Source organism: Halocatena marina, assembly GCF_023276375.1.
GTDB classification, from domain to species: Archaea; Halobacteriota; Halobacteria; order Halobacteriales; family Haloarculaceae; genus Halocatena; species Halocatena marina.
In genome coordinates, this window is sequence record NZ_JALLPK010000001.1 from 3,750,181 (window position 1) to 3,771,905 (window position 21,725).

The following is a 21,725-nucleotide window of genomic DNA, read 5'->3' on the forward strand; positions in this document are numbered from 1 at the left end:
GATTCCCGTATTGGTGTAAATTCTTCGATGCCACGGCTTGCCGGCAGCTACTTTCGAATTCCTCGGCTCCGGTACGAAATCGGTCCAAGTGTGAGATACGCTAGTGCGACGACGAGTAACACGCGCGCCAGCCACTGGCCGGATGATCCCCACGCGATGACGACGGTCTGTACGGTCCCCACTCCGAGCGCATCGCGTGCGCACAAACCGGGGTAGGGTATTTGAGCGAGCATTAGATACGTTAGCGCGGCGGCCTCAACCAGCAGCAGGGTCGCACTGTCGAAGCCAGCGAGATACGTCAGAGTGAGAACCGTCGCCGCGAGCGTGTTCGGAACTCCCGGACGAAATTCATCTGACTCATACACCATGTACATCGTCGTGCGAAGAAGCGCCGCTACCACGAACGCCGTCGTGATCGCTATGGTAAGCACAACCCGTTCGGTCGGATCTGGTATCGAACTCCATCCCCACTCCGTGCGCGCAACGGTGTAAACAAACAGGCCTGGCGCGACACCGAATGAGACGATATCTGCGAGCGAATCGAGCAGTTCACCGATTTCCGAACTGGTACTTATCCGAGCCAGCACGCCGTCTAACCCATCGGCGATCACCCCGAGAAGAATGAGCCGCGCTGCCAAGCCTAACTCTCCTCCCGACCCTGTCTCTACAGATATCACGACGATTGCGAGAAATCCAAACATGACGTTCGCTATCGTCACTATGTCGGGAAGTTCGAGCCGCCTAACTGGATGCTGGCGCACGTTTGTGCCCGCGAGACAGTCGACAATATACCTTCCGTTGCTTCCTATGAAAGTGATACCCAATCAATCCAGGTTCGTTCCATCTCAGAAAAACGATCGATGTCGTTCTGAGGCGATACATTCTTTACCCCGTGCCCGTGACATCGCGTTCAGAGGTCTATCATGGAAATCTCAGAAAAGCTCCTGTGTCTGTTTAGTGCTGAGGTGTCCGCTAGTGGGGACACCTACACCGTCGAAATCCCGCGGCGCGAGATCGAAACTGGATCTATCGACCCCGGTGAAACCTACCGTGTCGCACTCATCTCGGCCAGTGATGACTCCCCTTCGCCTTCAACTTCCACTCCTGATCAGGTCACGGGACAACCACAACCACCGGTCGAAGGCGGAGAAATCCGGTACGTCGAAATAGAAGATCTCGGAAAGCAGGGCGATGGTATCGCTCGTGTCGAACGCGGCTACGTCATCATCGTTCCAGATTCAGAGGTCGGCGAGCGCGTCAAGGTCGAAATCACTGAAGTGAAATCCAATTTTGCTGTTGGAGAGATCATCGAGTAAGTAATCTCTCCTTACTTCCCTCCTCCGTCGCGGATCGAATCACTTTGAGAGAATGTTCAGAAACATCTCTTATTATCTTATCCTACTAAATTGACCGCCAGTTCTTCGGTACTCGGGGAGATAATCGGTCTTGTGTCGATATAAAGCAACCGACATTTCTTCGGTAATCTCGTGTTACCCGCGTGTACCAACCCCCCGGCCATAGCTCCTTCTATACGACGGTAGAGGTGGAGAAATCGCATGAGGGAAGCGTGTTACCCCACTGTACCAAACCCACTATATGCCGTTCGGCCATGATTTTGCTTATGAGTGTCAGCGCCTCATCGGCAACGGAACTGACGGAGAAGCAACAACAAATCCTTCGATATCTCCGCGAGAACGCAGCGACGAAGACGTACTTCAAATCACGCCTCATCGGAGAGGAACTCGATTTGAGCGCGAAGGAAGTAGGCGCAAACATGCGTACGATTCAGGAAGCAGCGTTTGATCTCACGATCGAGAAGTGGGGATACTCATCCGGAACAACGTGGAAGGTCACGACCTAATCTTGAAGTTGCTCTCGATCAATGAGAACGTTCTACTGGTCACTCTAAGGATGGGTTACTGTGGGTCGTACCGGACCAGTGAATCGGCATCAGCAGCGAGTGCAATTGCGTCTGGCCCGAATGAATCGGCATAGCGCACAAGGAGGGTGAGTACAGTCTCAGGGCGCTCGACCGTATAGCCGTTGTTGCGAGATAACAATGCAGCCTCTTCAAGTTCCTTTGCGTATTTGCTTACTGTTGGCCGCGAGACACCAAGGGTCTGGGCGAGATCGCTTGCACTCGTCTCTGGCTCCCGAAGAAGCGTGATAAACATCCCCCGTGCAGTCTCACGGCGAAGATAGCCGAGGGCTGTTTTCTCAAAGTCACTGAACCGGCGCGCTTGAACGTACCGCCGGTACTCGCCGTCACGGAAGCTTTCAATTGCTTTCGATTCGACGAGTCTGCGGAGATGATGTTGTGTCTCGCCAGTCCCCAGCGATAGATCATCACGAACCTTCGAAAAGTGTGCACCAGGTGTCGTCGAGAGATACCCCACGATGGCATCGCGCGCGTTGCTTGAGGACCCGCTATCAACAAGCCGCGAGAGCGGACCCGCGGCTCCAAGTGCCGCAAACCGCCGAAGCGTCGCCCGCTTCTCCGTGTCAACTGTCTCTCCCGACTCACCAGTCATTACTTATCCGTAAGAACGCGGTGTGTAAAATATCTTTGTCGGTTCGTGATGCGTGATCGACTCACTCGGTTTCCGTTTCGGGTTCGGATTCCGGTTCTGGTTCTGGTTCTGGTTCTGTCTGCCGATTATTCGATTCGGCTTCCGTATTTTCGGTGGTATTGGTGCCTGTCTGTCCTCCACCATTGTCCATTTCTATTTCGGCATCCATCTCTTCGATCACTTCATCTGGATCTTTGATATCGATGGCATCCTGCCCTTCTTTGATTGCTTGTGCCTCCTGTTCCATCTCTTCGACGTCCATTTCTGCTGCGTTGTCGATTTGGCCGATGATCTGTTCGATGTCATCGATACCGATCAGTTCGCGGGTCTCCGCGTCGAAGTCGAGACTGTCGAGTGCTTGGCTGTCTGTCGCCTGGACATCGCTGCCAGTGAGGTGCTTGCCGTAGCGCCCGAGGAGTGACGTGAGTTCCTGTGGGAGCACGTACGTGGTGGAGTCGCTCTGGCCGATCTCTGCGAGTGTTTCCATGCCTTTGTCGATGACAGCCCGTTCGCCCATCGATTGTGCCGACTTCGCTCGCAGCACTGTCGACACAGCGTCACCCTGTGCTTCCAAGATCTGTGCTTGCTTTTCACCCTGCGCGCGAATGATGTTCGACTGCTTGTCACCTTCTGCCGTCTCGACAGCACTGCGGCGTTCACCCTGCGCTTCGAGGATCATCGCGCGACGGCGGCGCTCTGCGGATGTCTGTTGCTCCATGGCCTGCTGGACGTCTTGGCTCGGGTTCACTTCACGAACCTCAACGCTTTCGACGCGGACACCCCACTCGTCGGTCGGCTCGTCGAGTTCCTTGCGGATGCGTGCGTTGATCTCCTGTCGCTTGTTCAGCGTGTCGTCGAGATCCATATCACCGAGCACAGCCCGAAGTGTTGTTTGGGCGAGATTCGACACTGCTCGCTTGTAATCATCGACTTCGAGAAACGCCTTCCTCGCATTCATTACCTTGATGTAGACGACCGCATCCGCCGTCACGGGGGAATTGTCCCGCGTGATCGCTTCCTGACGGGGGACATCGAGCGTTTGTGTCCGCATGTCGAACGGGTATGTTGCCGAGACGAACGGTGGGACGAAGTTGATGCCAGGTTCGAGCAGCTTCCGGTACTCGCCGAACACCGTGAGTGCACGCTTTTCAGTCGCTTGAACGATCTCGACGGCTTGAGAGACCGCGAAGATAAGAATAAGCAGTACGACGAGACCGATTATCGACGCGATACCTACTTGCAACGGGAGGGCTAGCATACCATGACGTTGGCATACTGGTACTAAAAGCGTTTTTATCAGGAATAGTAGCTTTAAACTGCAACATTCCTCCATGTGTTTCGACCGCTGTCTTACCGATTCCAGTAACTAATAGCACGTTGCTCGGTGCTGTTGTTATGCTGTATCTGGCTCTCGTTCCTCGTTTCGGTATTCTTTGGCGAGTTCCCGATCGATGTCGTCTTCGATCGCTGAGAGTGCTTCGACAGTAATGACGTTCCCGCCACCGGGATCGAGGACCATAATCTCTTCACCAGCTGGAATTTCACCATCGAGCGTCCGGGCCTGATAGTAAGGGTTGAACCCACCGTCTTCGAGTTTCACTTCGCCTCCCGACCGCGAGACGTCCTCCGTCACGTGTCCTGTCTTTCCCCGAAGTGCATCCGAATCACTGGTCCGACCGCTCCCTTTTCCACCATAAATATCAAATTCTCTATATGTGTAGAGAGATAGTCCGCCCGCGATGAGGACGGTGAGCGCCATTCCGATCAATGTCGGGAACAGGGTAAGACCCAGACCGCTCAGTGCGATTCCGACGGCGCCAGCAATCAGTAGTGCGATGCCGATGACGATGAAGTGAGCTCCTGGAGCGAGGGCTTCGGCGATCATGAGCCCTGCTCCAGCGAGCAACAGTAGGACCGGTATCGGGAGCGTCAACCAATCGGCAATTTGGAGGACGATTGTATCCATGCGTGATGATTGGCCGTTCGATATGTTAACCCTTCGGGGGTGATGGTGCCGTGGTATTTTTTCGTTGCTCGCTGCTGGTGTTCTGTTCTCACGACGTGGGTTTGTCTCTCCTTCGTGACCGGTTACTGACAATGGCTGATCTGAAAAGCATCAGAGACGACCCGCTTGCTGTGATCTAGTCTCAACTTCACAGACCGTCACACCACCGCAGTATTCGAGCGACTGGTGACGAACATCGTGGTTTCGAGAGTGACAGTCACCAGATCCCGCAACTCTACGCTGTGACACAGAGAGCAGTCACAGCACGCCAAGGAGCAATAACAGGACCGTAACCGTCACTATCGCTCCGAGCGCAACGAACGCCGCGTTTTCGGCAGACGGTGATCCCGGTTCCGGGTCCGCAGATCGAAGCCTTGCGATCTCGTCGTTGTACCCACCATTGGCTTCTACTTCGTCCTCGTTTTCGGTTCCGACATCATCGATGTCAAACCGCCACTCCCGTTCGTCGTCCATGCTTTTCATAGGCACTGTACGCATAAGTCGCTACCGAACAGATAGCAACATGCCACTTTGTTTCCCGCCGAACTGTCCGTAGCGCGTTCGATCGTCGCGTGCTCAGTGCGCTATTCAATCGATCTTTGAATGGCGTTTTCTCGGAACGAAGCTGATTGATGGATCACTCACTTCGACACAGCTCGTGGGTCTTGTTCACGTGATCTTCGTTCCAAGTGGTGCGTCGCCGTGGGTTGTGAGGAGATCTGCCTCCTCGCCGGCGGCGAGTACCATTCCATTGCTTTCGACGCCGAACAGCTCTGCTTTCTCCAAATTCGCAACGAGGACGACACGCGTTCCGGGGAGGTCGTCCACGTCGTGTAGCTGTCGCAGTCCAGCAACGACCTGACGTGTTTCGAGACCGATATCAACAGCGAGCTTTACGAGCTTGTCTGCCCCCTCGATCGGCTCGGCGGATTGAATACGGCCGACCCGTAGATCGAGTGCCTGAAACTCCTCGAAGCCAATTCGTTCCTCAGAAAGCGGTTCGAGATCGACATCATCGTCAGTCTCTGAACCGTCATCGGTGGGTGTTTCCGTCATTTCTTCGTGCTCGATTCGTTCGTCAAGACGCTCGTTCAGTGCTTCGATCCTGTCGTCTTCGATTTTCTCGAACAGTTCGGTCGGCTCGTCGAACCGTGCGGCTGGCGCTTCGAGCGCGTCGTCGAGCGTCGTGTTGTGAACTGATCCATCCTCGTTCAGTTGCGAGTAGAGCCGCGCTGCCGTAGCTGGGGCGGTCGGTTCGATGAGGACGGCAATTGCTTTCACCAGTTGGACGCAGTCCCGAATGACCTGAGCGGCTCGTTCTGGATCCTCATCTGTAAGCTTCCACGGCTCATTTCGTTGGATGTACTCGTTGCCAAAGCTCGCCACGTCAACCGCGGCCTGCGTGGCGTTTCGGATGGAGTACTCGTTGATGCTGGTCCGGAATGTCTCGATCGCGTCCTCGATCTGTTCGCGGACCTCATCGGAGACAGACACGTCTGGCGTCCCCTCGTAATTTCGGTACGCAAACAGCAGCGAGCGATAGACGAAGTTGCCGACGTTGCCGACGAGCTCGCCATTGACTCGTTGTTGGAAGCGTTCCCAAGCGAAATCGATGTCGTCCTGAATGCCACCGACAGTCGTCAGGTAGTATCGCAGCAGATCGGGATCGAATCCCTCGTCGAGATACTCGTGGGCCCAGATAGCGCGGTTGCGACTGGTCGAGAACGCATCTCCATCGAGGCTCATGAATCCGTGAGCGACGATCGCTCGCGGTTCGTTGTACTCAGCGACGTGGAGCATCGCTGGCCAGAAGACTGTGTGATGCTGGATAATGTCTCGCCCGATGATGTGGATGATCTCTCCATCTTGCTTCCACGGATCTTTCCAGTCGTAGACATCGCTTCCAACGCGCTCTGTGTACTGTTTGGTCGAGGCGATGTACTCGATCGGTGCATCCACCCAGACGTACAGGACGAGATCCTCTTCGCTGTTCGCGTCTGGATCTGTGTCCGGGTAGTCGATCCCCCACTCCATATCGCGGGTAATACACCAGTCTAGTAGCTCCCCTTCGATCCATTCACGGGGCTGGTTGCGGGCGTTGCTGGTCCCTTCAAGACGGTCGATGAACGACTGAAGGTACGACTGGAGATCCGACAGTCGGAAGAATTTGTGCGTCCGCTCGCGGTATTCCGCCGGATTTCCTGTGAATGCACTATACGGGTCCTCGATCTCGCCGGGTTCGAGGTGGCGCTGGCACCCCTCATCACACTCGTCACCGCGTGCTTCGGCACCACAGTAGGGGCAGGTGCCGCGGACGAAGCGATCGGGGAGCGGCTGCTCTTCTTCGGGGTCCCACGCAACGAGCACCTCGTCTTCGTAGATGTAGCCCTCGTCTTCGAGCGTCTGGACAATCTCTTTGGTTAGTTCGGTGTTCGTCTCGTCGTGGGTGTGCCCGTAGTTGTCGAACTCGATGTTAAAGCGTGGAAACGTCTCCTCGTACTGCTCGTGTCGTCCGAGCGCCAGCTCCTCAGGCTCGACTCCCTGCTGGAGTGCTTGGACCGCGACCGGCGTTCCGTGCATATCGGTTCCACAGACGTAGGCAGTCTGTTGACCGAGCGTTCGCAGGGCACGCGTGAACACGTCGGCACCGACGTAGCCCCGCAGATGACCAATGTGCAAATCCCCCGTGGCGTACGGTAGTCCACAGGTCACTACCGCTGGCCGATTAGTTGGAAAGGTTTCGTGGCTCATACGTGATGCTGCCTCCCAGCGGGTGTAAAACCGCCGATTGTTCGCTTTTGACTCCTTCGTTCGTGTTCGTGTCTATGTTCGTGTTCGTGTCCGTGTTCATGTTCGTCGATGTGATTGTAGCGGTTGTCTTCGCTGTGCTCGTCGTTCGTTCACGTTCCGTGTCGAATTCTCACACCGAGCGAGATCGTAATACGATCCACACAAACCGTATGACCGGCATCTCGGGGAGATCCACCGACACAACAGCAGCTACAGACGCATAGAACAGACCACAAGCGACCGCGCTGTAACCGTCACGTCAAGCTATCCGTTACGATCGAGTAAAAACCCTCGGACGCGTGTTATTGTTGCTCGCTGCCGGTGGTTCGGTACTACCAATTCTACGCGCGTGAAGAGTGTGTGATTTGAAACGGCGTTCAAAAGAACAGGAAGACGATCTCGATGCCAGCGAGCCAGACGATCAATCGTCCCACGCTCCCGATGAACGTCGCCACCGCGAACTTCGCGTAATCTTCTTCGAGCACGGTGAAGGCGTAGATCGAGAGTGTGTCCGGAAACCCCGGGATACAGAGCGCGAGTGCGAGCCCGATATACCCGTACTGTTGGGCGATAGCGACTGTCTTCCGCTGTGAGATTCCGACGACATCGATGCCAGTGCGGTTTAGTGCACGCATCACTGGTCCTGCCTTCTTGGCTTCATTACCGATCCGGAGCGCAAGCACGCTTCCGATCGATTTTCCGACACCGCTCACAACGACGATAAGGGCCATCGTCATCCACTTTGGGAGGCCGAGATCGAGCGGCGCGGCGAGAACGACCTCGCTTGGCAACGGGAGGATGATGGCAATGAGAAACGAATAAACGAAGATGATCAGCAACCCGATTGGCCCGGTCGCCTGCTCCACCATCCGTTCAAGTCCCAAGAAGCCGCCCTGAAGAAATACAGCTTGGAACGCACAGAGGAACGGTGTGGAGGGATCCACGATCACATGTGAAATTGTAGAAGGAAAACTCCTAAATGTTCCGAAATTGTTGAGTAACAAAACCATGCCGCAGTACTGCGGTTTTCGTTGATGAGGCTGCTGAGATCCCACCGAATCTGTTCCATTATCCTCTCTTTGGAACCGGAGTGCTGCTCAATGACGGACGCTTTATCGGGGTGGCGGTCACAGATGAACTATGCAGGTCAAATCCCGTCACCATCTTCGCGGCGACGAGATACGGCGCATCGAAACGACGATCGAAAGATCACTCGGTGTCGCTCTCGATGCTGACAGCTACGAGCGCGTCGATTTCGACGATAGTGATACCGATCTCGTTCTCGTTGACGGTGATCCATTCATCGCGTACTTCGAGCAATCGGTCAGCTCCGAGGAAGATCACACCGAATTATCACCGTTCCTCACCGTTCGTGGCGCGAACGCGTATCCACCACAGCAGCACGTAGTGACCGTCGACACCGGAGCCATCTCGTTCGTCTCGGACGGCGCAGACGTGATGCGTCCTGGTATCGCTGCTGTCGATGACGGTATCGAGTCGGGCGATCTCGTCGCTATCAGCGAAGAGTCACACGGGAAAATCCTCGCCATCGGGCGGGCGCGGGTCAGCAGTGATGACCTCCTCGGAGACAGCGGTAAGGTCATCGACTCGCTCCACCACGTCGGAGACGAACTGTATCAAGTGACGCTGTGAAACTCTCGATTTTCACTGATGCTGATAGAGCGTACAACTACTGGCTATCTATTTAGACTAAATCACCAGGCAGCTCGTCGCTCTGGGATTCAAGGAGTTCCAACACTGGTCGTATCTCCTCGAACCGCGGTCCCTTCTCCACTTTGTTCGACTCGTATGTGATGAATTCGTTGTCGGTCAGCTTTGGGAGATGAACGTGGTAGTCCTTTAGCGTGTACTGCTTTTCTCCGTTGGCTGACTGTGGTGAAACTACTTGGGGGTTGTGTTCGAGTAGGGCGAACAGCAACTGCCGTCGTCGACTATTCGACAATGCGTCGAATATCGCATCGGTGCTTGTAGTTTCGGTGTGTGACATCAAAAATGGGTTTGACCTCGATAACAGTGAGAGTGACTTCTGTATATACAACAGGCTTGATAGTCTTCACTGTGGCTGGTTCTCTGAACTGATCGAGGCGTTCGCTATGAGCCGTCGCATCCCGCGCCGAATTCGGGAACTAAGTGCCTGTTGTGTGATTTCGAGTTCGTCAGCGATGTCAGTGAGTGTTACGTCAGGGGGTGATTCGAAATAGCCACGCTCATACGCTAAGAGCAGGGCCTCTTGTTGCGTATCGGTTAGCTTTTTGGCTGCTTCCGGTTCGGTCAGCGCACTGACTGAAGTGATATCGATCGAGATATCATTACACTCACAATATTCTTTGAACGTAGAGATACTATCCGCATCGTCGCCACGGATCTCGAACCGCCAACCGTCTTCAGTTCCGACTGCGCTGAGTAACACGATATCCGACTTGGCAAGTCCTGTCAAAATACCTTCATATTTCCTCACCCACTTACACTTCATGAGATGTCGTGATCCAAAAGTGTCGACAACTGTTATATTTCGCACTCCCGGATGTTCTGAAAACTGTGCCACGATGTCGGCCATATTCATATCCTCAATCCAAAAGTATGGAACGACTCCCTCTGTTTTCGGGACGACGCGTTCGAGTTCTACTGTAACATCTTCAACATTCTTAAAAATGGTCCCTAGTGGGAACTGGCCGGCGTTGACGGTAAACTCGACGATAGTGGCCATAATACAACCTATGTGATGAGCGGCAATGAGATTGTAGGTGAAGTGATTGTTACGGCGTACATCAACGTGTCTGGAATACGAATGGTGGTCGAATAACACCGCTGCTGAACGGATCGTTCACGCTGTTCTGTTCAGTGTGCGTCTGACCTCGCTCATCTTGAATCACTGTGTTGCAGGACCATCAGTCGAATCGGCTTGCACACGCTCTCCATCGGCAGTTTCGGGAAATATCTTTCCTGGGTTGAGCGTGTCACGAGGGTCGAGTGCGCGCTTGATCTGTCGCATTGCCTCGATGCTTGATTCTCCGTGTTCGTGAATCATATACTCACGTTTTCCCATTCCGATGCCGTGTTCTCCGGTTGCGGTGCCGCCGAGGTCTATAGCTTTCTTCACGACACGGCGATAGAGCAACTCACCACGTTCTCGCATTGTTGGATCATCCGGATCGACCAGCACCGAATAGTGGACGTTACCGTCACCCGCATGCCCGAAACAGGGGACGAGAAGATCGTGTTCCGCACTGAGTGCTTTCGCATAGCGAATGATCTCTGGATACTTGCTGATTGGAACGGTAATATCCCCTGGATGGAGCGGTCTACGATCAGGGTCGTACACTTGCACGGCAAAAGCGAGCTCCTTGCGGGCAGTCCAGAGTTCGTCCATCCGACTTTCGTCGCTCGAAATTTCACACTGCTTGGCTTCGTGTGCCTCGAAGATCGATCGGCAGGTCTCGATCTCTCGTTCGACTGGATCGTGGAAGGCAACAAAAACCATCGGTGCGTTCGGCAGTCCGGTGTCGAGATACGCGTTGGCCATCTCGGCACTCTCTCTGTCGATCAGTTCGATGGTAGCAACGTCGATGCCCGACTGAACAGTGTCGAAGACGGCTTCGGTCGCACCAGCAAGCGTCGGGAAGATGGCCCGACCGCCGTGGATTCGTTCGGGACGGCCCGCGACTTCGAGTGTCGCGCGCGTGATCACCGCAAGCGTCCCTTCGCTGCCGACGAGGAGATCACAGAGGTTGTAGCCACTCGATGTCTTGCTCGCAGTACTTCCCGCCGTGATAACCGATCCATCAGCGAGCACAGCCTCCAGTTCGAGCACCCAGTCGCCCACTTCGCCGTATTTGACGGTCTTCATTCCGCTTGCGTCGTTAGCGATCATGCCACCAATCGTTGAGAGATCGGCGGAGGCGGGCATCGGTGGAAAGAACAAGTCGTGCGTTTCGAGTGCGCTGTCGATAGCCGACCCCATCACTCCCGGTTCGACGTCGATCTGGAAATCATCGGGACGAACGTCGAGAATCGCGTCCATCCGAGTCAGGTTCATACTTATTCCTCGGTGAGCGGGCACAGCGTTTCCTTCGAGACTCGTTCCCGCTGCGTAGGGCGTCACGGGAACACCGTGCTCGTTCGCGCTGGCGAGAACTGCTGACACCTCCACCGTTGATGTTGGCCAGACGACAGCATCGGGCGTCACTGCGAGGTCGAACGCTTCTGCTCCCCAGTCACCCGCATGGCTCTCCCTGTCGGAATCACCGTACGATACCTCGACCGAGAGATCGTCGAGGAATGTACAATCGTTGGACATGTTATCTACCCTCACGCCCACGACCATACATGTATCGGGACACCGAATTCGAGCAATCTGGTATGAGGGAGCGGAACGGCAATAGGGAAGCCACTGCAATCGGTCGTTCAATATCAATACTCACGAGATGAATACGAATTTATTCTCCGAACTCTGATGATAGAACGTGATCATCGGTGAACGGAGAGTATTTTGAGCGCATTGTCGATCCGGATCGACTCGCTGTGTATCTCGAATCGGAACTCGGAGCTGTAGACGAATACGATGTCGAACATCATCAGGAGGGTCATTCTAACGAGACGCTGTTCGTGACGTGGGGTGAACGTGAGCTCGTCATCCGCCGACCGCCGCCGGGTGACATCGCCGAAACGGCCCACGACGTGCTCCGAGAATACCGCGTGATTGATGCATTACAGGAGACGAGCGTCCCTGTTCCGGAGACGGTTCTCGCTTGCGAGAATCACGACGTAATCGGGAGCGACTTCTACGTGATGGAACGAATCAGGGGCGACGTTCTCCGTGCGGGGGAACCAGAACGATTCCAGCATCCGGATGCTCGCCGATGCATCGGGACAGAGCTGATCGATACGCTTGCGGCCATCCACACTGTCGACGTTGAAGCTGTTGGTCTCGACGAATTCGGTCATCCGCCCGGATTCACCCACCGACAGGTCAAGCGATGGTCTGAACAGCTGATGTGGGCGTTTGAGGTGACCACCGACGAGCGTGAGGTGCCCCTGCTCTACGACGTGATGGAATGGCTGCAAGCCAACGTTCCCGAGGATACACCGTCGACGCTCGTCCACGGTGACTACAAGCTTGATAATGTAATATACGCACGCGACGAGCCGACGATCGTTGGGGTGTTCGACTGGGAGATGAGCACGCTTGGAGACCCATTTACCGACCTCGGATGGATGCTCTCATACTGGTGGGACGAAGACGACCCTGACCCACCGCAGGCAACTGATACGCTCACAGCTACGTTCATGCAACGCGATGGATACAACACCCGATGTGACTTGATCGAACGCTACGAGGCGGCGACCGGGTTTACATTCGAAAACAACCGATTCTACCGCGCGCTCGCTGTGTACAAGCTCGCTGCCCTCGGGGAGATGTTTTTCCGACGATATCTCGAAGGAAATTCTGACGATCCGATGTATCCGCAGATGCGCGATGGGGTCGGCCAGCTTGCTGCACGGGCACAACGAATCATCGACGGCGAAGAACCTCTCTGACAATGACTATCAAATAATAAATAATAACTATAGTAATATCGAATACAAATTATATTAATGCAAAACAAGGGATAGGAGTGATCTACGGTCCTATCCCCTTACTATAAAACCCATCAGGGCTACTACAGTAGTATGCAGCCGTTGTTCAGGCTTGCGATTTCGATATTTCCTTCGTGGCTCCCGGTTTATGATCTCCTTCTCGTCGGTGCTATCGTTCTCTCATTCGGTATTGCCAGATGGTTCGGTGGCTTCGATCCCGTTCGGGTCGCACGAACGCGCTTTCGCTGGGGGATTCCGTGGGGGACACTCTCTATTAGTGGTTTCGTGCTTTTCGTGTATCTCTTCGTTCAGAATGGGATTACCTACCCTAATGCGCCAACCGTGATTCCGTTTCGAGCGTGGTCGTATTTCTCCCCAACAGGGATTGTGATGTCACCGTTCACGCACGCGAATCGTGGACATGTCACCGGTAACATCGTTGGAACGCTCACCGTTGGCGTGCTGGCGGAGTATCTGTGGTCTCACTATCCTGAAAAGCGAACATCGAATGCATCCACGTCGTTAAAACGTGGATTCGTGCCGACACTGGCTCATCCGTCCGTGCGAATACTTGCGTTCGTCGTCGGATCTCTCGTTGTTGGTCTCTTGTCTGGCGTGTTTTCGCTCGGGCCGACGATCGGATTCTCGGGTGTGGTCTTTGCGTACGCTGGTTTCACACTGATGCGATATCCGCTCGGAACAGTGCTCGTACTGCTTTCCGGCCGCGTTCTCTCGCTCGTCTATCAATCGATCAAAAATCCAACGGTCACACAAGCCGGACAGCCACAGTTCGTCACGCCGTGGTGGGCAGGTATCTCGCTCCAAGGCCACGCATTGGGACTGTTCATCGGTGCGCTGTGTGGGATCTATCTCGTTCGTCGTCGATCGGTCCGTCCGAATGGACTCCGTCTCTGGTCGGGCGTTCTCATCTTTGCCGTATTCGAGGGGATGTGGGCGATGTACATCCCGCTGGGTGGATCTCAATTCAAGCTGTTTCGAGCCATCGGAGCGGCAGCAGTCTTCTTACTCGCAGCGTTGCTCACGATTGCGGTCCAAAGCTCGAATCAGCCGTTGTTCGGTCGCTCTAGAATCCAGTACAAGGACGCTGCACTGAGTCTCGTGGCCGTCTTGCTCGTCGTCATCGCTGCGGTGGCTGTTCCGTACAATCTATTTACTGTTTCCGATCGATCATCGGGGATCACTGATCAAAACAGCATTCAGGTTCGGGGCTACACCATCGCGTACGCCGAAGGGATTCCTAATCAGTACATCTCGGACGTCGAATTCAATGCATTAGGTGAGACGACGAATGTAAAGGCAAGTGGCGTCATCGTCGTCAACGATCAACAGGAAATCTGGTGGCAGGAGATCTCGAAAGATCGACTCGGATTTGATCATAGGGTCGCTGTGCGTGTCGGCGGCATTGGGTGGCGCGAGACCGTTCTCGCCAGTCGAACGACGTGGAAGGTCGTCGGGAACCACTCGGTGTACACCGTCCAGTTAGAACACGACGACGAACGAACCCACGTATTCACCTCACAACCCGCACGCGCCGAACCGACCATCGCGGGCCGGAACGTCACATTCGTCCCCGGCGAAACGTTCTCGTTTCGCGTCACACGCAACGGAACCGTGCTTGGTCAAGCAGACATCCCCGAACGCGACGAAGCGGTCTCTGCTGGCGGACTCACGCTCGTCCGAATGAAAAACCGTTTGTACGCAATGAACAACCAAACCCGAGTCCGAATAGCGAAATACGTCCCACCGAAAAAATAACACTGACTTCGATGTCATTCCTCGGTGAGATTGGTCGAGTATCCCCCTGATGCGGTACTGGATTTAGGCATGCCTAAAAATCAATACTTTTATGTTGTTTAGGCGAACCTAAAATATTGTATGCAGAGATTGATGTCCCGGACGTGGCGCGTCGTCAACGATCGTGACGAACAGAGACACAACGGGGTATGAGACAGATGGTTACAAACGAGGATTTCTTGACACAGCAGTCTCGACGCGAATCGAACGCACGAACGTATCCTCGTGGGATACCGATCGCGATTCAGTCGGCTCGTGGAATCGAGATCAAAGACGTCGAGGGGAACACGTACATCGATTGTCTCGCGGGTGCCGGTACCCTCGCTCTTGGTCACAATCATCCGGTCGTCGTCGATGCAATGCAGAGCGCGCTTGAAGACGACCGCGCGCTTCACACGCTCGACCTCACGACACCGATCAAAGAACAGTTCGTAGATACGCTGTTCGATAGCCTCCCAGATGAGTTCACAGACTCTGCGAAGATTCAGTTCTGTAGTCCAGCTGGAACGGATGCGGTTGAGGCGGCGCTGAAATTAGTGAAGCACGCGACTGGAAATCGGGATGTGCTGGCGTTTCAGGGCGGCTATCACGGGATGACGAACGGTGCACTGAGTTTAATGGGTGACGTGGAGGCCAAAGAGGGCGTTTCGGGTTTGATGTCTGGTGTTCATCACCTACCGTACCCCTACGAGTACCGGTGTCCGTTCGGGGGTGAAGGCAGCACTCACGAAACCGCCAGTCGATACGTCGAGCGTCTGCTCGATAATCCGACCAGCGGTATCGCTGAACCGGCCGGGATGATCGTCGAACTCGTTCAGGGAGAGGGTGGTATGATTCCCGCACCAGATGCGTGGACGAAGGAGATTCGACGGATCACACGAGAGCGTGACATCCCGCTCATCGTCGATGAGATTCAGACCGGACTTGGGCGGACAGGCGAGCAGTACGCGTTCGAACACGCCGACATCACACCTGATGTCATCACGCTCTCGAAGGCGATCGGTGGCAGCCTTCCGCTGGCGGTCGTGTTGTACCACGAGCGATACGATGTCTGGGAGCCGGGAGCACACGCGGGAACGTTCCGTGGGAATCAGCTGGCGATGGCGGCGGGCCAAGCGACGATCGAATACGTTCTCGAACACGATCTCGCCTCGCACGCAGCGGAGATGGGTGCGCGACTCCAAGAGAAACTATCCCAGACAGCGCAACTCGACGTTGTCGGTGACGTTCGCGGGCGCGGGCTCATGATCGGCGTCGAAATTGTCGATCCGACCGGCGAACAAGAGCCAGACGGAAGCTATCCAGAGAACCCCGATCTCGCAAAGCAAATTCAGTCTGGCTGTGTCGATCGCGGACTCATCATCGAACGTGGTGGTCGGCGAGGGAGCACAGCACGATTCCTCCCGCCGTTGATCGTCTCGAAAGGCCAGATCGACACGATCGTAGAGATTTTCCACGAAGCCGTTGTTGGGGCTCGATCGGATCCATCATCTGATGAGCAGACCAATCGATGAGCGGGACGAAAACGTTTCGTGAGAGTCCAGAAGATCTCACAGAAGGGCTCTTCTTGGGAACTGATGCCGGGACCATCGCCTACCGGACAGCGATGGGGCAGGCCCAGCAGGCCGTTCTCGACGCGTACTTACGGCGCGCAACGCCCTATTCGGGCGCGTCACACGAACAACAGGCAGCACAGCTTGCATCGATCGAGTGTCTCCCAGAGGACGGACGAGGATTGCCCGCGACGATCGAACTGGTCGCCGAGACGGTGCTCCAACATTCGGTCGGCGTCTCCGATCCCGCCTGCGTCGCACACTTACAGTGCCCACCGATGATCCCGGCACTCGCCGCTGAGGCGATGATTACCGCGACGAACCAGTCGTTGGACTCGTGGGATCAGAGTCCGTCTGCAACCGAACTTGAAACGCGCCTCGTCGACGCGTTGGCTGAGGTGTTCGGATACGAGGAGCACTCAGATGGCGTGTTCACGAGCGGGGGAACACAGTCGAATTTCATGGCACTCCTCCTCGCTCGGAACTGGTATCTCGATGATCGATTCGATCACAATGCACGAATTGACGGACTTCCACCTGAGATTGATTCACTCCGTATTCTCTGCTCAGAGGACGCCCATTTCACCACGCGCCAAAGTGCAGCGCAGCTCGGTCTCGGTGAAAATGCCGTTGTCACAGTTCCCACAGACGACGAGCATCGTCTCTCGGTCGATGCGCTCGATTCGACGGTTCAGACCCTGTGCGAACGGGATCTACAGCCATTCGCACTCGTTGGAACCGCTGGAACCACCGATTTCGGGAGCATCGATCCGCTTACACCCCTTGCCCAACGCGCGCACGAACACAACATGTGGTTTCACGTCGATGCGGCCTACGGCGGCGCACTCGCGTTCAGCGAGCGACACAACGAGAAATTGAGCGGAATCGCTCTCTCCGATTCAATCAGTATCGACTTCCACAAGCTGTTCTATCAACCGCTCAGCTGTGGCGCATTCCTCCTCCGAGAGGGTGATCGATACCGATACATCGATCGCAACGCCGCGTATCTCAATCCCGAATCCGACGATACTGATGGCGTCGTGAACCTCGTCTCGAAATCCGTCCAGACATCCCGGCGATTCGACGCTCTGAAACCGTTTATCGCGTTCCAGACGCTCGGTCGAGCGGGAATCGCGGAGCTGATCGATTACACTCTCGAACTCGCCACGGCCGTCGCCGACACGATCGCTGCCGATCCTGCCTTCGAGCTGAAACACGAACCAACGCTGAATGCTGTCGTGTTCCGCTATCTGCCAACAACAGACGCGAACGGATCGGCCACGAGCGAAACGAGCGAGGTAAACGAGCGGATTCGTGATCGATTGCGCGCGGAGGGTGACGCTATCATCGCGCGGACAACGGTCGATGCGGAGACCTATCTCAAGTTCACGCTGTTGAACCCGCAGACAACGATCAGTGATGTCGAACGAATCCTCGAAGCGATCAAACAGTACGGGACAGAGATCACACCGCTTTATGAACAGAAAACAAACTACGATGCCTCAGCTGAAGAATAAAAATGACTGATAAATCGATATCCTCCGAGAAAATTGCTGAATCGGCAACGATCCACAGTTTCGTGAACTGCTATCTGCGCGAGACAGGAAACTACGACCGTCTGAAACCGGACGAGATCTCGATCACAGCACGGGACGGTAGAAACGATGGTGGAGATGACAACAACGATAATGGAGAGAGCGATGGAAATGGGGGACGGCTGTCGTGTGATACCGTCTTCTGGAGTGAACTGTCTACTCTGAATCTCGATTTACTATTTCCCGTCCGATACGAATCGCCAACTGGGCGCCACCTGTTTGACCTTCCGGTGTACGTTCGCTCAGCCGGGGATTGGATCGAGCTGGACTACACCACGCTCGCAAGTCTGATCGTTCGTGAGCTCGCGCTTTCACGCTCGGACTCAGACGACAGTGCTGATGAGCTACTGTTGCGAGTCATTCGGAGTGCTCGTAACATCGAACGTTACGTTGCAGCCCGAGACGATTTCGAGCAGCTCTACGGGTTCGAGACGACCTTTCGGGACGCCGAGCAGTCACTCGTGTTCGGTCATCTCCTTCATCCGACGCCAAAAAGTAGACAAGGGATCGCTCGCCGTGATGCGCCGACGTACGCGCCCGAGCTACACGGGGCGTTTCAGCTGCACTACTTCCGCGCTGATCCCGAAATTGTGACACAGGGGTCGGCGCGCGAGGAGAGCGCCACAGAATGGGTAAAATCGGAGCTACGCGACGATCCAAACGTTTCGAATGCGTTCATCTCCTCACACGTCGACAGCGAGGACGCGTTACTCCCAATCCACCCGTGGCAAGCCGAGTATCTCCTCGATCAACCCCACGTCCAACAGGCGATCGAGGACGGGTGCCTCGAACATCTTGGCGCACACGGACGGACGTTCTATCCCACATCATCCGTTCGTACTTTGTACAACCCGACTGCCGCATTCATGGTGAAAGGGTCACTCGATGTGAAGATCACCAACTCCGTTCGAACGAACAAACGACCGGAGCTAGAGCGAGGCGTCGCTGTGAGCGAACTTCTCGAAACAGAGTTGGGAGCGCAACTCCGAGAGCGGTTTCCAGACTTTCAGGTCGTTCGTGACCCCGCCTCTCTCACGCTCGATATCGGGACCGAGCGGGAGTCAGGGTTCGAAGTTGTCCTCCGTGACAATCCGTTCCGTGGTGATGCAGCGACGAATGCGACGCCGGTCGTTGCTCTATGCCAGGATCACCTCTATCGTACAACCGACCGAACCGACCACAATGCCTCGCGGCTCGATCACATCATTCGGACGCTCGCAGACCGCGAAGGTCGCACGACAGCGACGGTTAGTGAGGACTGGTTCCGTCAGTATCTCGCAATTTCTGTGCGCCCGGTGCTCTGGTTGTACCTCACCCACGGCGTCGGCGTCGAGGCACATCAGCAAAACAGCGTGCTGGCCTTGGATGACGGCTATCCTGACCAGTTCTACTACCGCGACAATCAGGGCTATTACTTCTGTGAATCGACCTACGAGGCCGTCGATGCACTTCTTCCTGGCGTCGGTGAACGAGCAGACACGATCTGTCCGGACGCGATTGCAGACGAGCGCATCCGATACTACGTCATTTTGAACAACACGTTCGGTCTCATCAACGCCTTCGGATGCGCCGATCTCGTCGACGAGCGGCGATTGTTAGAGCTTCTTCGCGAGGAACTGAACCGGTTGCAAGCGTTCGACCGCGAGACGTCGAACTTGTTGGAGCCGCTTCTCACGTCACCGACGATTCCCTGCAAGGCGAACTTGCTCACTCGATTTCACGGGATGGACGAGCTCGAAGCCTCGATCGAGAACCAGTCGGTGTATACGGAGATCGACAACCCGCTCGTTACTGAACGGGAGGCCCAGTGATGACCGGTCCAACGTTCCCGTCGGACTACGACTACAGAACCTACAACGAGAGGCTCGAAAAGCTGATTGCATTCAGACAGGTCTCGTTGGAGCGCGATCTTGAGCGATTGCACGCGTGGCTCAACGCAGAACACGTCCTTCCATACTGGCAGCTCAACGACCCGCTTCCGACGTTTCGGGCCGAACTCGTCGAGAAAATCGAGGACGAGCATTTGGCACCGTACATCGGCTACCTCGATCACGTCCCGATGAGCTACTGGGAGTGTTACTGGGCGGCAGACGACGTGATAGCGGACTACTGTGAGACGAACGCGGCCGATCAAGGGATTCACCTGCTCATTGGTCCAGCGGAGTATCTCGGCCGTGGATACGCCGAACCGCTGGTGCGAGCCGTCACGGAGATGCAGTTTTGCCATCCAGAGACCGACCGCATCCTCACCGAACCCGATGTCAGAAACGAGACTGTGATTCACGTCTTCGAAAAGTGTGGCTTCGAACCGCTCCGAGAGATCGAACTCCCGGAGAAAGACGCTCTGTTGATGGCCTGTGAACGAGCGCAGTTCCAACAGCACGGTTCGAGTGGAAACGAAACCCGAGTGAGTGCCGACACAGGTGAGGATGGCCAATGACCGACGAACCGTACGACCTCGTTGGCATTGGTCTCGGTCCGTTCAATCTCGGTCTCGCGTCTCTCCTTGAAGACTGGGACCTCGACGTTGTGTTCCTCGAACAGCGCTCGGAGTTTTCGTGGCACGAAGGGATGCTCATCGAGGGAACGACGCTCGAAGTGCCGTTTCTCGCGGATCTCGTTACACTCGCGGATCCAACGAACCCCTACAGCTACCTCAACTATCTGCGGGAAACTGGACGAATCTACGAATTTTACTTCTACGAGACGTTCCAGATTCCCCGAAGAGAGTACAACGACTACCTCAAGTGGGTCACAACGCGCCTCGATAACTGCCTGTTCAATCGCCGGGTACAATCAGTGCGCTGGGAGCAAGAGGAGGAACTGTTTGTCATTACGGCCGTGCACCCCGACAGCGGGGAGGAGCATGAATACCGAGCCGCTGACGTCGCACTCGGGATCGGGAGCCAGCCACAGATTCCCGATTCGCTACACGGTCACTCAGAAGACGTGTTTCACACAGCGGCGTATCGCTCACACCGGCAGCGGTGTCTCGATGCTGATTCAATTACGGTCGTCGGATCGGGCCAGAGCGCAGCTGAGGTCTTTTTGGATCTTCTCCAGCGCCAACCCGACGGTGAGTACCGTCTCGATTGGCTCACCCGCTCTGAGGGATTTTTCCCGATGGAGTACTCGAAACTCGGACTCCAACATTTCACGCCGGAGTACACACAGTACGTCTACGAACTCGATCAGGACACCAAAGACGAACTCATTCCGGAGCAGGGGCTGTTGTATAAGGGGATTGACGTCAACACGAGTGCTGAGATATACGATCTCCTCTATCGCCGATCGATCGGTGCCCGTGATCCGGACGTTGGTCTCTTCGCGATGACCGAAGTCTCGGACGTTCAGGCGACAGAAGATGGCTGTCGCCTGACTTGCGAGCAATGGCAGACTGAACAGTCATTTGTTCAGGAAAGCGATGTCGTCATTCTCGGAACTGGTTACGAACGCCCCGATCCCAGCTTTCTCGATCCACTCGAAACGCACATTGTGCGCGACGAGAGCGGTCGGTTCCGGATGAGCGAGGACTACCGCATCGAACTCGACGATGTTGCAGGCCGAGTGTTCGTCCAAAACGCCGAGTTACACACTCACGGCGTCGGTGCGCCGGATCTCGGACTCGGCTGTTACCGAAACACGCGGATTATCAATCAACTCCTCGGGCACAAAGCCTACTCGGTAGACACCGATACTGTCTATCAAGATTTCTCCGTCGAGCGGTTTCTTGAACACGCCCCCGGTGCTTCCCGAGACCAGGGTCAGCCTCAAAACTGAGAACAGAGTCACTCTCAGG

The 21,725-nt window shown here is 55.4% G+C and carries 20 protein-coding genes; 10 read left to right on the forward strand and 10 right to left on the reverse strand.

Annotated elements, in window-relative coordinates:
- Positions 1-47 precede the first annotated feature (47 nt).
- Entirely contained in the window at positions 48-761 is a 714-nt protein-coding gene (locus MW898_RS17855) for a protein sorting system archaetidylserine synthase (protein ID WP_248909369.1), read from the reverse strand.
- A 162-nt stretch (positions 762-923) separates the two neighbouring features.
- Between MW898_RS17855 and MW898_RS17860 the strand changes: the two genes are divergently transcribed.
- Together MW898_RS17860 and MW898_RS17865 are read left to right on the forward strand one after the other, a co-directional pair.
- A complete protein-coding gene (locus tag MW898_RS17860; RefSeq protein WP_248909372.1) occupies positions 924-1,316 on the forward strand; it encodes a TRAM domain-containing protein in 393 nt (130 codons plus the stop codon).
- A gap of 305 nt (positions 1,317-1,621) precedes the next feature.
- Entirely contained in the window at positions 1,622-1,861 is a 240-nt protein-coding gene (locus MW898_RS17865; protein ID WP_248909374.1) for a DUF7123 family protein, read from the forward strand.
- A gap of 55 nt (positions 1,862-1,916) precedes the next feature.
- Here MW898_RS17865 and MW898_RS17870 read toward each other — a convergent pair whose 3' ends face one another.
- The 6 genes from MW898_RS17870 to MW898_RS17895 all read right to left on the reverse strand — a co-directional run bounded on the left by MW898_RS17870 (position 1,917) and on the right by MW898_RS17895 (position 8,309).
- Positions 1,917-2,531, reverse strand: coding sequence for a winged helix-turn-helix transcriptional regulator (locus tag MW898_RS17870; protein WP_248909375.1), 615 nt, complete (start codon positions 2,529-2,531; stop codon positions 1,917-1,919).
- A gap of 61 nt (positions 2,532-2,592) precedes the next feature.
- The gene (locus MW898_RS17875) at positions 2,593-3,828 is read right to left on the reverse strand and encodes an SPFH domain-containing protein (protein ID WP_248909377.1); all 1,236 of its coding nucleotides are present in this window, start codon (positions 3,826-3,828) and stop codon (positions 2,593-2,595) included.
- 135 nt (positions 3,829-3,963) lie between these two features.
- Complete coding sequence (locus MW898_RS17880) at positions 3,964-4,536, reverse strand: NfeD family protein (RefSeq protein WP_248909379.1); 573 nt, start codon at positions 4,534-4,536, stop codon at positions 3,964-3,966.
- Positions 4,537-4,833: 297 nt separating this feature from the next.
- Positions 4,834-5,049 carry a DUF7312 domain-containing protein gene (locus MW898_RS17885; protein WP_248909381.1) on the reverse strand — a complete coding sequence of 72 codons (216 nt, stop codon included), beginning with the start codon at positions 5,047-5,049 and terminating at the stop codon, positions 4,834-4,836.
- 195 nt (positions 5,050-5,244) lie between these two features.
- Positions 5,245-7,326 (reverse strand): methionine--tRNA ligase, encoded by a 2,082-nt coding sequence (metG, locus tag MW898_RS17890; RefSeq protein ID WP_248909383.1) that lies wholly within the window; start codon positions 7,324-7,326, stop codon positions 5,245-5,247.
- A gap of 416 nt (positions 7,327-7,742) precedes the next feature.
- Positions 7,743-8,309, reverse strand: a complete 567-nt coding sequence (locus MW898_RS17895) for a YqaA family protein (protein WP_373689871.1) — start codon at positions 8,307-8,309, stop codon at positions 7,743-7,745.
- Positions 8,310-8,505: 196 nt separating this feature from the next.
- Between MW898_RS17895 and MW898_RS17900 the strand changes: the two genes are divergently transcribed.
- Positions 8,506-9,018, forward strand: coding sequence for an RNA-binding protein (locus MW898_RS17900; protein WP_248909386.1), 513 nt, complete (start codon positions 8,506-8,508; stop codon positions 9,016-9,018).
- 52 nt (positions 9,019-9,070) lie between these two features.
- Here the strand turns inward: MW898_RS17900 and MW898_RS17905 are convergent, their stop codons facing one another.
- The 3 genes from MW898_RS17905 to MW898_RS17915 form a co-directional block, all read right to left on the reverse strand.
- Entirely contained in the window at positions 9,071-9,373 is a 303-nt protein-coding gene (locus tag MW898_RS17905; protein WP_248909388.1) for a hypothetical protein, read from the reverse strand.
- A gap of 66 nt (positions 9,374-9,439) precedes the next feature.
- Entirely contained in the window at positions 9,440-10,093 is a 654-nt protein-coding gene (locus tag MW898_RS17910; protein WP_248909391.1) for a helix-turn-helix domain-containing protein, read from the reverse strand.
- Between the two features lie 162 nt (positions 10,094-10,255).
- Positions 10,256-11,683, reverse strand: a complete 1,428-nt coding sequence (locus tag MW898_RS17915; protein ID WP_248909392.1) for an FAD-binding oxidoreductase — start codon at positions 11,681-11,683, stop codon at positions 10,256-10,258.
- Positions 11,684-11,859: 176 nt separating this feature from the next.
- Here MW898_RS17915 and MW898_RS17920 point away from each other — a divergent pair, with 176 nt between their 5' ends.
- From MW898_RS17920 to MW898_RS17950, 7 genes are all read left to right on the forward strand, one after another.
- Positions 11,860-12,924: a phosphotransferase family protein gene (locus MW898_RS17920; RefSeq protein ID WP_248909395.1), complete on the forward strand. Its 1,065-nt coding sequence runs from the start codon at positions 11,860-11,862 to the stop codon at positions 12,922-12,924.
- A 132-nt stretch (positions 12,925-13,056) separates the two neighbouring features.
- Complete coding sequence (locus MW898_RS17925) at positions 13,057-14,739, forward strand: rhomboid family intramembrane serine protease (protein WP_248909397.1); 1,683 nt, start codon at positions 13,057-13,059, stop codon at positions 14,737-14,739.
- A gap of 188 nt (positions 14,740-14,927) precedes the next feature.
- Entirely contained in the window at positions 14,928-16,292 is a 1,365-nt protein-coding gene (locus MW898_RS17930) for a diaminobutyrate--2-oxoglutarate transaminase (protein ID WP_303647281.1), read from the forward strand.
- The gene (locus MW898_RS17935) at positions 16,289-17,848 is read left to right on the forward strand and encodes a pyridoxal phosphate-dependent decarboxylase family protein (protein ID WP_248909401.1); all 1,560 of its coding nucleotides are present in this window, start codon (positions 16,289-16,291) and stop codon (positions 17,846-17,848) included. Before MW898_RS17930 ends, MW898_RS17935 begins: the two co-directional genes overlap by 4 nt.
- 2 nt (positions 17,849-17,850) lie before the next feature.
- Positions 17,851-19,737 carry an IucA/IucC family protein gene (locus MW898_RS17940; protein WP_248909403.1) on the forward strand — a complete coding sequence of 629 codons (1,887 nt, stop codon included), beginning with the start codon at positions 17,851-17,853 and terminating at the stop codon, positions 19,735-19,737.
- Entirely contained in the window at positions 19,737-20,366 is a 630-nt protein-coding gene (locus MW898_RS17945) for a GNAT family N-acetyltransferase (RefSeq protein WP_248909405.1), read from the forward strand. Before MW898_RS17940 ends, MW898_RS17945 begins: the two co-directional genes overlap by 1 nt.
- Positions 20,363-21,706 (forward strand): lysine N(6)-hydroxylase/L-ornithine N(5)-oxygenase family protein, encoded by a 1,344-nt coding sequence (locus tag MW898_RS17950; RefSeq protein WP_248909407.1) that lies wholly within the window; start codon positions 20,363-20,365, stop codon positions 21,704-21,706. The genes MW898_RS17945 and MW898_RS17950 overlap by 4 nt, the downstream gene beginning before the upstream one ends.
- Positions 21,707-21,725 lie beyond the last annotated feature (19 nt).